We start from the raw sequence: 11,933 nt of genomic DNA, 5'->3' as shown, positions 1-11,933 counted from the left end.
TCTTCCTATTTTACTTGAAAACTGGCAGGATTGCCATTCTCCCGGGCCTTCCAAGTTTTGCAGAAGCCCCGTGACCGCCATGGCGGCATATGCATAGGCTGTTTTTAAAGGAGGCAGTCTGATGAAAAAAATCCATCTGCTCTCGGTCTTTTTTCTCGTGACGGCCGTTATGGTCGCAAGCAGCATCTATGTGCTTATTCCCCTGTATGCATCTATATCGGAGGATACGGGCCTTTCCTTCAATGAAGCCGTTCTCGGCAGCACCTTTTTTACATTTTTTTATGCGGCCGGCCTTTTTACATTCGGTCCGCTCACAGAAAAAGCCGGAAAGAAAAACGTCCTGATCGGAGGCTTTGCCCTCGCAATTGCAGCAACCGCCATGCTTGCGTTTTCCTCATCCGCCACATTTCTTCCGCTCAGATCCCTGCAGGGTTTTTGCCTCGGCTGCTTTGCGCCCGTTGCCTATGCCTATTGCTTTGAATCGTTCAGGGAAAAAGAGGCAACCATGCTCATTTCCCTGATTAATATGGGATTTTTAATGTCCGGCATGATCGGACAGCTGATCAGCTCAGCCATCGCCCTTTCGTATGACTGGAGAATGGTCTTTCTCTTTTTCGCCGTCGCCTATGCCCTGCTTACAGGATGTTTGGCATGGCTGATAGACGGCGAAAAAAAAAACAGTGAGCCAAAGAGCCTGCTCTCGTCGTTCCGCTCCATTTTCCGCACTCCGAGGCTTATCCTGTGCTATATCCTGACGTTTGCCATGCTGATGTCATTTGTGTCCTATTATGAGGGGTTTCACCGTGCCTATTCGGGGATTGTTTCTGAAGAGGTCCTATTCTGGTGCAAAGCAGCAGGACTTGCCGGAGCGCTCTTTTCCTTATTCAGCGTAAAGTGGATCGGAAGGTACGGGAAAACAGCTGCTGTCCGGTACGCCATGCTATTGATCATTCTGGCTTTTCTACTGAACTATGCAAGCGGGAGCCTCTACATGTCCGCCGCTTTATCTGTCCTCTTCACAGCCTCTCTTTCTATTTGCATACCGGCCGTTATTTCCATGATTGGAGAGGCCGCAGGAAGTGACCGGGCAACAGCCGTCTCCCTGTATTCCTTTATTTTGCTCGCAGGTGCAAGCATAGGCCCGCTTATTGCCGGAGTCCTGCCTTTTCAAAGCATGCTGCTTGGGTTTTCGATTTTTTACGGAATTGCTGTTGGGGTTACGTTTATTGGGCCAGGGAATGAGTGAGCCATTATAGCCCAAAACACGGTTTAACAGTCTTTATAGCAGTCATTTTCAATAAAGTCCATGAAATTTTTTACCGCGGGGGAAAAGTGATTCCCCTTTTTTTTACATAACTTGATTCTTCTAGTAAGATTCAGATCATTTACCTGCACAACACTTACGAGCCCTCTGTGCATATATGCGGAAATGGCCATTCGCGGTGCGAGAGTGATGCCGTATCCAGATGCAACAACCCCGATTGCTTCCTCCAGCCTTTCTACTTGAACAGGTGTCTTCTGCAAGTGAACTTGTTTTATCTGACACAATGATTCTACTAAAGACCTTGTAGAGCTTCCTTCTCCCCTTAAAATAAAGTCCTCTTCAATAAGATCTTCGAATTCAGCCCTTTTTGAAGCTAAAGGGTGATGACAGGGGACAATAAACAAAAGTTCATCATCAAGCAAATGAACGATATCTGCTTCATCTGGCAGTGGAGAATGGCTTGCAATAACCGCAAAATCAATTTCATTTTTCATCAGCTTATCAATGGCGCTTTTTGTGTTTCCTGAGAATAATTGAATTCCAGCTTCCGGATACAGCCGTTTATAACGGGCAATCCATCCTGGCATCAAGTAGCTTGCCGCAAAATTCGTAGCAAAAATCCGGATATTCCCTGTTATTCCTCTTCTATACTGTTCAATTTTTCTTTCTGCTTCTTCTTCGGCCATAAAAAGTTTGACGGCCTGCTGAAAGATAAATTCCCCCGCCTCTGTCAGCTCAATCCCCCTTCCCCTTGCTTTAAAGAGTGTGTGGCCAAGTTCTTTTTCCAGATTCCTGATCTGCATGGATATAGCCGGCTGGCTTATATGCAGCTCCTTCGCTGCACCTGTGACACTTCCAGCCTGTACAACTGTGACAAATTGCCTCATAGCATTAAGATTCATAAAACCTCTCCCATAACTAAAACTTATTAATTTATAAAATTTATATATTTTTCTTATCATTTTACATCTTTTAAAGTAATGATGAAAGAGAGGTAAATCATGACAAAAAATTCTGACCGTTCAACCATTATTTTAACAGCTCTAATTACAGGCATTTGCTTGCTCGCTGACTCTATGTTTTATATAGCTTTGCCCCTTTATTTTAAAGAAGCGGGATTGTCTTCACTCATAGAGGCTGGAATTCTGCTGTCGATTAACCGCTTCATACGCATTCCCCTCAATCCGTTTGCTGCTTTTTTGATAAAATCCCTAAAGCTGCAGCATACTCTGCTGCTCGCGATATTTTTAACCATTTTGACAAATATCGGTTTTTTCTCACTGAACGGCTTTCTTTGCTGGTTTGTTCTCCGGTGTATATGGGGATTTGCCTGGGCGTTGCTCCGTCTTTCCGGACAATTGCTTGTGGTTCAATTATCCTCCAGGTCAAACAAAGGAAAAATAATGGGAATCTTTAATGGCACATATCGGCTGGGGAGCCTGGCCGGAATGATTTTTGGAGGTTTGCTGTGCTATCAGATCGGGATGAAACAAACTTGTCTTGTGTTTGCAGCAGCTTGCCTCCTCTCTGTTCCATTGGTCTTTCTGCTAACGATTCCTTCAGTTTCACAGCTGACTAAAGGAAAAGCAGATAATGGCGAAGTGACCGTTTTTAAGAAAAATAGCGTCAGGCTATCTCTCATCAGGGGCTTTATCGCGGCGTTTCTTCTCCAGGGCGTATTTGCTTCAATTGTAAGCTATTACCTGTCCAGGCACTATGGAATGCATGTAACCTTAGCAGATGGAGCAGTGGTGGCTTCAGGAGCAGCATCCGGCCTGCTCCTTGGCCTGAGATGGATATGGGAACCATTTCTCGCCCCGCTGATTGGACATGTTTCTGATGGCAAATTGGGCAGGCATCCACTCCTGTTCCTTGCATTACTCCTGACAGGCTTTTTATTTCCGCTTATCAATTACCAGGTTTCATTTTTCATTTGGGCATTGATCATCGTTCTTCTTCTCATTTGCTCAACCATTATTACAACGTTAACCGATGCATTGTTTTCTGATGCTGCTTCCGGTATAAAGCAAAAGACTGCTATCATAACAAAATATTCTATAGCTACAGACCTTGGAGCAGCATTAGGTCCGCTGTCAGCTTATCTTTTAATAGAAACAGGAACGGCATTCCTCACCTTCTGCTCAGGCTTGAGTTTGTTTCTTGCATGGATCTCAATAAAAGAGTACAGGAAATCTGCAGAAGACGCGGAATACAGGCTGAAAGAAAAACATACAGCCTGAAAGTCATCGGGTAATCCCCCAAAAATTTATGCCTGAAACAGAAAAAAAGTGCATGATCATAATCGTGCACTTTTACTGGGGTCTTCCCTATTCTTTTGAAGCCTTGCCAATCACATGATCTGTACTGATCAGTCCAAACTGTCTGCTGTCCCTGCTTGCAAGACGGTTGTCACCCATAACGAAAAGACAGCCTTCAGGAATCGTTTTTTTGCCCGTAATCTCCTCAAGCGTAAAATTGCCGGTCAGCTTTCCCATGCTTAACTCTTTTTTGACCGGATTTAAATAGGGTTCTTTCACCGCTTTCCCGTTGATATACAGCTTGTCGTTCTTATACTCCAGCTCATCTCCGGGAAGGCCGATAATCCTCTTGATGTAGGCCTCTTTTTCCCCTTGCGGCTGAAACACAACAATATCAAAGCGTTTCAGGTCAAAAAGCCGGTGGTTTACTTTATTAATAGACAGAAGGTGCCCCGCGGTCAGAGTAGGCTGCATCGAAACCCCTTCAACCCTGTAGTCGACGAACAGCAGATTTTTTATAGTAAGTATGAGTAAAAAGGTGATGACGGCAGACAAAAACCAGTATCTTTTTCTCATCTTTACTCCTCCGTAAAAATATTAATGGCCTCGTTTCCTCTCAAGCATTCTGACATTCAGGCGCTTTTCCACCTGCTTGCCGATCAGCCAGAGCAGAAAAATCACAACCGCAGCGATGAGCGTTCTTTCAGGCTGCGTGATGATTGCACGCAGGTCATACCCAATAAAGCTGACCAGGAAAATCATCACGAACTTCCCGGACATCACAGCAAGACTGAACTGCCAGATGCTGACCTTCGACAGGCCGGCCACCACATTGACGGCAGCAGACGGTGTAAACGGAAAGCACAGCAGGATAAACAAAGGTCCGAAACCATGTCTCTCAATCCAGCCCATCATTTTCTGCACCGATTGATGACGGCTTATAAATCTGAAAAACCGCTCCTGCCCGTACTTTCTTACAAGAAAAAACAGGATGAGCGCCCCTAGACAGCTTCCAATCCAGGAATACAAGAAGCCGAACCATAACCCGTACGAATTGGCATTCGCCACAATAAACACGACCAGAGGCAAAAAGGGAAGAAATGCCTCGAGCAAAGGAAGCCCAATGCCAAGCAGCGGCCCAAACGATCTGTAATCCTTAAAGAATTCCATCATTCTTTCAATTGTAAAATAATCCAGTATTGCCTGAAGTTCCATCCTGCAAGCTCCTTCTATCTTTCTCTATGCTCATATTCTACACGTTTGTGCAAAGACTTTAAACATTGAGCATTTTTTCAGGAACTGCCTGCATAAAAGCAGCTTGCATTTCGTATACTGATAAAGTAAAATAAAACCGAACATACGTTCCTTTTATCATGTTAAAGCGAGGTTTTTGCGATGACAAGAATTCCCTCAGACCTGCGAGATGCCATTGAGATGTCCATCTACCTCCCCATGACCATCTCCATCTTCAGCAGGGATCTGTTAATCATTGAAAAAAGTCCATTCAAGCTGCAGCAGCCCTATTTGAACCTCGTGGAGGAATCACTGAAGCTTGCACAGAAAGACCTTGCTGCAGTGCGCCGCGAGCTGAAAAAAAACAGCATCAAAGTAAGTGAAGTGAAAAGGGATGAAGCATTTACGATGTATTCCTTTATCTTCAGAGGCTACGAAGAGCAGCACAACTATTTTAATCCGAGAATACGCAATAAGGTATGCGAGCTGATGGAAGAATATTTGTTTAAAGCGGTAAAAGCCTGATTAATGTTTGTTGAGTTCACGGATAATCTGTTCGTAAATGAAATTTGTCTGCTTTTCCTTCGGAAACATCAGCATATTCATTTTGCGGTGCTCCTCTTCAATTCTTGCCGTAATAATGGTCCGCAGCTGAGCTGTTCTGTAAAGCTGATTTTCAAATGACGAAGAGGAAACCGGTATGGTTTCAATCAGTCCGTTCGTAAACACCACTTCTGTATTGTCAAAATCCGAAGCCGTATAATGCTGGATATGAGCGTGCGATATCCAGGCGCACTGACTCCTGGTTGAGGCCAGTGTAGGAAAAAAGAACATATAGTTGCCGGGGTCAATGACAATCGGCGGCTTATGTGTAATTCCCATAAGGTCCCGTGTCCCCGCCTTTCTTCCTTCATAGCTGCTGCCGAAGTACATGCAGCTCTTGCTTACAATCTCCTGGGGGCTGAGCTTAACTGCAATCTCTTTCTCCGTCTCAATCACCCTGGAATAAAGCTTTCCCATATGCGGATCAGGAAGAATGGCCATCGTGAACCGGTTTGCTATGTAGTCCTTCATAAACTTATTTTCCATCGCTATCACCTCTATTTTAATAGGAGTAAAGAACTACTTTTAATCTAGCACAATCCCCCTCTGTTTTTCTACATTTTTACAATATTTTTACATAATTGCAATTCAGCTTCTACTAACAGAAATTCCCCTTGCAAATAAGATGCTTACTTTCAAAAAGGAAAAACGTGCAAAATTTGGCGAAATAAGTTTTCTAAAAATTTTAAATATTTAGTTGATTTCTAGGCCCTTTATCCATATAATTAAAAAAAGGCATCAGGGGTGATCTTTCTTGAAAAACAGGAAAACGTATACCGAGATCATGAAGTCCCGTAACACGCTCAAGATGGAAAAGAAACAGGAGACCGTACTTGATATTTACATTCAAATGGTGTTGGATGAAGCTGTGTTGACCCGGAAACTGTCCCTCCTTCAGGAAAAGATCGATGAGTCCTTAGACCGAAATGACAAACCGCTGTTTTTTAAACTGGCAAAAGAATATGCAGAATTGAGACTGCTCATTTAAAAGAGGCTAAGATCATAACTAGCTCCGAATAATGAAAAAGGTGAATTTGAGCTTGCTCAAATTCACCTTTTTCTGTTTTATGAAGAATGTTATCTGCTTCCTTAAGTGAACGGATGTGAACTTTCTTTCCTTCATCTCAAGATCCGGACAAGTTTAGACTTCCTGCTGCATTATACGCAACTGAATGAAAACAGCAAATGCTCTATTTTCTTTTAAAAAACATTTAAAAGATTGAACTAAAAAAGATCCGGGTATCAGACATCTAAAGGATGACATGAGCTGTCTTTTCTCAGTCCTTATGTGTCATTCACATTTTGTTTGGAGGGATTAATTTGGCGATGCTAAAAGTTGGCAATGAAAACGATGCTCCAATTGAAATTTACTATGAAGATCATGGAGAAGGAAAACCGGTTGTACTCATTCACGGATGGCCGCTGAGCGGACGGTCATGGGAAAGCCAGGTGCCCGCTCTCATTGACGCCGGCTACAGGGTGATTACATATGACCGCAGGGGGTTTGGAAAATCCTCTCAGCCCTACAGCGGCTATGATTATGATACATTCGCAGCCGACCTGCACAGATTGCTTGAGCATTTAGATCTCCGTGAAGCCACACTTGTCGGATTTTCAATGGGCGGCGGAGAAGTAGCGCGCTATATCAGCACATATGGAACAGAACGCGTGAGCAAAGCGGTGTTCGCTGCTGCCGTTCCTCCTTATTTGTACAAGGCTTCGGATAACCCGGATGGAGGTCTGGATGATGGTGCAATTGAAGAATTCCAAAACGGTGTAAAGGGCGACCGGATTGCGTTTCTTGATACGTTCACGCACAATTTCTTTGCAGCCGGGGACAAGACAGACCTTGTCAGCGAGCCATTCCGTCTTTATAACCGGGACATTGCAGCAATGGCCTCTCCTAAAGGAACCCTTGACTGCATCGCAGCGTTCGCTAAAACCGACTTCCGGGGCGATCTTGAGAAAATAAAAATCCCAACGCTGATTCTTCATGGAGACTCAGACGGAACGGTCCCGTTCGAAGTGAGCGGCAAGCGTACCCACGAAATGATTCCAGGAAGTCAGCTTGTTGTAATTGAAGGCGCTCCTCATGGATTCAACGCTACCCATGCCGAGGAATTTAACCGCGGATTGATCAGCTTCCTCAATTCTTAAAGATGGAAGAGCTATAATGAGAAAAAAACCAGTTTGATTTCCAGACTGGTTTTTTGCTTTGCTGTTTGCGGACCTTACTTCATCCGTTTGTAAAGGATTTTAAATTCAATGCAATTTCCCTACCAATCTCGTTCAAGGCCGTCTTTGTCCCGTATTTCCCATGACTCTGGCCGTTTATATCCTGTCTCCCGCCGAGCCCCAGAAATTGTTCGGACGGTTTAAAATGAAGGCCGACAATCGGAATGCCAAGCCTCTGATGAAAGCCAAGCTGATAGTGTGCGCTTGGATACAATTCAATCGTTTTCGGCGGATCAAATGTAATCCCTGGTTCGACCCTTTCAAACTGAGCGCAGTGTTCTCTTCCTAGAAGAATGACCATGCCGGGTCTCAAAAACTCGAGCTTTTTCTGCATAAACTCCCGCGAAAAGTCAGAACCGAGCAAACTGAGTTTTTCTTTAATCCTCCCCATATGCGTACGTGTTGCAAAAGGGAAAAAGTCCGAGTGAACAACGCTTTGGAGACGTGGAGATCCGTAAAAAGAGCCTCCCATTCCATTTATAAAACCTTCCAGCTTCGCTCCCCCGGGTTTGCCAAACCATGTCCGGTAAGCTTTCCCATTCTTAAAATACGATTGATAGAACTCAATTGCCGATTCTAACTGAGCCTCCACCTTTGCAAACTCCGCTAATGATTGTCCATTTTCCCGGATATGAAATCTTGCCTGTTCTGCCAGCAGCAGCTGATTGTTCCGATTGAGAAATTCCTTGGGAGACGGGTTCGTGGCCATCGTGACCCAACTGCCCGGAACCGCCTCTCCCAGCCAGACAACCGGTGTCGCTCTTTCGATGAACTCGCGGGAAATCGGTGTCTGGAGCAGCTGTTCCTGATGCAGGGAAGCATTGGCTATTAATGATTTAGCTTTGCTCAATCGTTCTTCACCAAGAGAAATTGAGCTCATAGTGGTTCGCCTCCTTTTCACGACAGGCAGTATAAAAACCATCTCCTAAAGGATGGCTTGGTAAACCTTACGATCTTCTAAAAGCAATATTAAATCGAAGGATTTTTAACACACTAATAAGCACGTATTGCAGACAGAGGATGGTCATGTAAGGACCCCCAGCAAATCCCGGATATCCTCTTCGGTCAGGGTAAACGGCCTTTTTCCATCGTTATCCACAATATCATGAATAAGCTGCCGTTTCTTATCCTGCAGCTCGTTCATTTTTTCCTCAATCGTTCCGCGTGTGATGAGCTTGATTACGTTCACTTTATTAGTCTGGCCCATTCGGTGCGCACGGTCTGCTGCCTGCTCCTCTACAGCCGGATTCCACCAAGTATCGAAGTGAACGACGGTATCTGCTCCCGTTAAGTTTAAGCCCGTCCCCCCCGCCTTCAGCGAAATGAGAAACAAATCCCGTTCTCCTGCATTAAAGCGACTGCAGAGCTCAACCCTTTCCGGCATTGCAGTTTGACCATCGAGATAAAAGTAGGGCATACCCTGTACCGCAAGTTTTCTTCCAATCAGGTCGAGCATAGAGGTAAACTGGGAAAAAATCAGCACTCTTCTTCCTGAATGCCCGGCCTCCTCCAGAATGTTCAGGAGCTGGTCAAACTTTGCCGACCCTCCGCTGTATCCATCGACGAACAGAGAAGGATGGCAGCAGATTTGCCGCAGTCTTGTCATTCCGGCCAAGATTTTCATTCGGTTTTTTTGAAGTGTGTCTTTATCCAAATGCTTCAGGGTATCCTCGCGAAGCTTTGCCAGATAGGCTGCATACAGCTTCTTCTGCTCCGGGAGAAGCTCGACGATTTCCATTGACTCGACCTTTTCCGGAAGCTCAGGCAGTACATCCTCCTTCAATCTGCGGAGCAGAAAAGGGCGGATTCTCCTTGCGACCTTTTTCCTTGTGAGCGTGCTGTATTCCTTTAATCCCATGAACAGCTCCGGAAAGACAACATGAAAGATCGACCACAGTTCTTCCCTCGAATTCTCAACAGGTGTGCCGGTCAGCGCGAACCGCTGCGAGGCCTGGATTCTTTTCACCGCTCTTGCCGTCTGGGTAAGCGGATTTTTAAAGGCCTGGGCCTCATCATAAAAAACCGTATAAAATGACCGTTTTTCATACTCACGGATGTCCCGTCTGACCAGCGGATAGGATGTAATGAGGACATCTGCCTCATCCAGAAAGCGCCCCGCTCTCTCTGTCCGGGTGCCATCCATAATAATGGCCTTGATTTCCGGTGCAAAGGTTTCAATTTCGTTTTTCCAGTTATACAGAAGAGAGGATGGACAAACAATCAGGACCGGCCTTTTTAGCCGGCGGATTTCAGAAAGAACCGACACAATATACGTGATGCTCTGCAAGGTTTTCCCAAGACCCATATCATCTGCCAGAATTCCTCCGAACCCGTGCTTTTCAAGAGATTTCATCCACCGGTATCCGGTCTTTTGATAATCCCTCAGCACCGGTTCCAGCTCCCCTGGAACCGCAAATTCCTGCTCGTCCGGGTGGAGAAGTCCATTCAGCAGCTGCTGAACTGAATCGCCGAGCGTCATTGTGCCGGAAACAGGAATCGAATCCAGAAGCTGAAGTCCTTTGATTAAAGGGACTTCAAGTTCTTGTTCCCAGTCCTCCGCCTGTACCTGTGCCGCATTTAAAAACCGGTAAATCTCCTCATATTCCCGTTTTTCAAGAGAAAGCAGCGCCCCGCTCCTCAACCGGTAATACTTCCGCTTTTCCTCGAGGGCCGCCAGCACATCGCGGATTTCCTTTTCAGGAATTCCGCCCATTTCAAACTTAAACTCCAGCCAGTTCGTTCGCTCTCTTTTTGCCTCCACCTTGATTCTCGGCGGGGCTGCTGCTTTAAATATCCGGCTCCGGACAGCAGTTGTTGCATGCACCTTTGCAACCATTTCAACCTTCGGCAGGATATGATACAGGAACTCGTACTCCAGTTGTTCATTTTGAATATAATAGCCGCTGTCCGTCCGGGCAAATGAGCTTTCCTCCATCAATTTAAGAATCATATCCTCCTTTTCCATATCCCGGATTACCATGGACAGAGCGCGTACCTCCTGTTCGTCCAGCGGATTGAAAACGATGTTTCCGTAATGAAATTCAAGTCCCGCAAGCAGCCGGTTTTTTACCCGGTCTAAATAGAGCCTCGCAGTAAGCGAAGCTTCCGCCAATCGCCTGGAAATCGTTTCCGATACGGCCACATCCCCGAGTTTCCGAAGGCCCGGCACCACTTTCTCCAGATACAGGCTGACCTGCTGCGGGGGGATTGGGACCGTATTTTTCCCGGATGCAAGGATGACCCGATTCAATTCGGCTAAGCGCTCAAAATTTTCCGATTCTAAGTGATACCATATTCCTGCGGCAAACACCAATTCATAAGGCTTTAACAGGAGCAGTTCCTGCAGGCCGTTCACTCTCAGCACATATCCTGATCCTTCTTCATACAAATCAAATTGAAGCGGCAGGATCCCTTCTGACAAATGAAGCCCCGAATGAATTTCCCCGTTGACCTCAAGCTCTGTATCGGGCGCTTTTATAAGGGCCGGCAGAAGCAGATTCCATGAAAAAGGAGAGAGGAGAAGCTGAGGGCCTTCTTCAGCCCTCTCATTCCGTACAATCTTGACAAGCTGCTGAAGGACAGCATCCGTCTCTTTTGTGAAGCAATGAGACTCGGGATCAAACACGAAGCCGGGCGCAAGCTGAAAGGGCTGGCCGTTATTAAGCTGTTCAAGGAAAGCCCTCAGTTTCCGGACTTTTACAGATCCAACCGTGAGCTCCAGTGCAAGCAAAATCCCTCCGTCTTCCTTTGAAACCGGCTTGCACGTAAACACGGCATGCTGTACGGTTCGAGTTTCAAAATAGTTTTGCGCCCCTGTTTTACGGTCTTTTCGCTCCTTAAAGGCCGTCAGTAATTCCTCCGTCAGCGCATAGTCAGGGTTAATGGCTGCCTCTCCTTCGCTCTGAACCTGAGGAACCGTACCTTGTTTTTGATGTTCTTCTATCTCAAGCAATACCGCGGCAATATGCTGGCATTCCTGCTTAAAGGAGATGAGCTTCGGACAGCTGCAGGCTGCCTGAAAAACGCCGCCGGAGTCCACCGTGACCAAAACATCAAAATCCTCCGTACTTTTTACGACCGCATGACAGCGATCTTCACGGTACTCCCGGAACTTCACTTTATTTGAGCGGCGCAGCGAATCCCCGCTCTTTAAGGAGACGCGGCCGCACAGGTTTTCAATCATTTTCTTGTTCAACTTAATATTCAAGGCAAAGGCTCCTCAAAGATAAATTTCTGTCGTGCGTACTATACTTTATCTATTATTTTAACAGAAGGGGAACAAAAATGAGGACGGGAACCATTGGGATTACCGATAATCATGAATCGTCGATTGGGAAAGT

At 45.7% G+C, this 11,933-nt stretch carries 11 protein-coding genes; 5 read left to right on the top strand and 6 right to left on the bottom strand.

The genetic code is table 11. The annotated features are described in order from the left end of the window. Positions 1-121: 121 nt before the first annotated feature. The gene (locus ACTSEZ_RS00125) at positions 122-1,246 is read left to right on the top strand and encodes an MFS transporter (protein ID WP_369732143.1); all 1,125 of its coding nucleotides are present in this window, start codon (positions 122-124) and stop codon (positions 1,244-1,246) included. Positions 1,247-1,269: 23 nt separating this feature from the next. Here ACTSEZ_RS00125 and ACTSEZ_RS00120 read toward each other — a convergent pair whose 3' ends face one another. Continuing rightward, positions 1,270-2,166 (bottom strand): LysR family transcriptional regulator, encoded by an 897-nt coding sequence (locus ACTSEZ_RS00120; protein WP_369732142.1) that lies wholly within the window; start codon positions 2,164-2,166, stop codon positions 1,270-1,272. Positions 2,167-2,265: 99 nt separating this feature from the next. Between ACTSEZ_RS00120 and ACTSEZ_RS00115 the strand changes: the two genes are divergently transcribed. After that, the gene (locus ACTSEZ_RS00115; protein WP_369732141.1) at positions 2,266-3,504 is read left to right on the top strand and encodes an MFS transporter; all 1,239 of its coding nucleotides are present in this window, start codon (positions 2,266-2,268) and stop codon (positions 3,502-3,504) included. Positions 3,505-3,591: 87 nt separating this feature from the next. On the opposite strand, the gene lepB is transcribed toward ACTSEZ_RS00115, so the two are convergent. Both lepB and ACTSEZ_RS00105 read right to left on the bottom strand, forming a co-directional pair. Beyond that, a complete protein-coding gene (lepB, locus tag ACTSEZ_RS00110) occupies positions 3,592-4,098 on the bottom strand; it encodes a signal peptidase I (RefSeq protein WP_369732140.1) in 507 nt (168 codons plus the stop codon). Between the two features lie 21 nt (positions 4,099-4,119). Continuing rightward, positions 4,120-4,737 (bottom strand): TVP38/TMEM64 family protein, encoded by a 618-nt coding sequence (locus ACTSEZ_RS00105; protein WP_369732139.1) that lies wholly within the window; start codon positions 4,735-4,737, stop codon positions 4,120-4,122. 180 nt (positions 4,738-4,917) lie between these two features. Between ACTSEZ_RS00105 and ACTSEZ_RS00100 the strand changes: the two genes are divergently transcribed. After that, positions 4,918-5,280 (top strand): YhjD family protein, encoded by a 363-nt coding sequence (locus tag ACTSEZ_RS00100; RefSeq protein ID WP_029283756.1) that lies wholly within the window; start codon positions 4,918-4,920, stop codon positions 5,278-5,280. On the opposite strand, the gene ACTSEZ_RS00095 is transcribed toward ACTSEZ_RS00100, so the two are convergent. Then, positions 5,281-5,844 carry a competence protein ComK gene (locus ACTSEZ_RS00095; protein WP_369732137.1) on the bottom strand — a complete coding sequence of 188 codons (564 nt, stop codon included), beginning with the start codon at positions 5,842-5,844 and terminating at the stop codon, positions 5,281-5,283. It lies immediately after the preceding gene. Positions 5,845-6,112: 268 nt separating this feature from the next. Here ACTSEZ_RS00095 and ACTSEZ_RS00090 point away from each other — a divergent pair, with 268 nt between their 5' ends. Continuing rightward, positions 6,113-6,346, top strand: coding sequence for an IDEAL domain-containing protein (locus ACTSEZ_RS00090; protein WP_369732136.1), 234 nt, complete (start codon positions 6,113-6,115; stop codon positions 6,344-6,346). A gap of 332 nt (positions 6,347-6,678) precedes the next feature. Next, positions 6,679-7,515 (top strand): alpha/beta fold hydrolase, encoded by an 837-nt coding sequence (locus ACTSEZ_RS00085; protein ID WP_369732135.1) that lies wholly within the window; start codon positions 6,679-6,681, stop codon positions 7,513-7,515. Positions 7,516-7,594: 79 nt separating this feature from the next. Here the strand turns inward: ACTSEZ_RS00085 and ACTSEZ_RS00080 are convergent, their stop codons facing one another. Beyond that, positions 7,595-8,473, bottom strand: coding sequence for a hypothetical protein (locus ACTSEZ_RS00080; protein ID WP_369732134.1), 879 nt, complete (start codon positions 8,471-8,473; stop codon positions 7,595-7,597). Positions 8,474-8,617: 144 nt separating this feature from the next. After that, positions 8,618-11,800 (bottom strand): DEAD/DEAH box helicase, encoded by a 3,183-nt coding sequence (locus ACTSEZ_RS00075; RefSeq protein WP_369732133.1) that lies wholly within the window; start codon positions 11,798-11,800, stop codon positions 8,618-8,620. Between the last annotated feature and the right edge of the window lie 133 nt (positions 11,801-11,933).

Origin of the sequence: Metabacillus mesotrionivorans, from assembly GCF_052171315.1 — a bacterium.
Classification (GTDB): domain Bacteria; phylum Bacillota; class Bacilli; order Bacillales; family Bacillaceae; genus Bacillus_P.
Note: the sequence above shows the minus strand (reverse complement) of the source record. Positions and strands in the feature narration are given on the sequence as shown.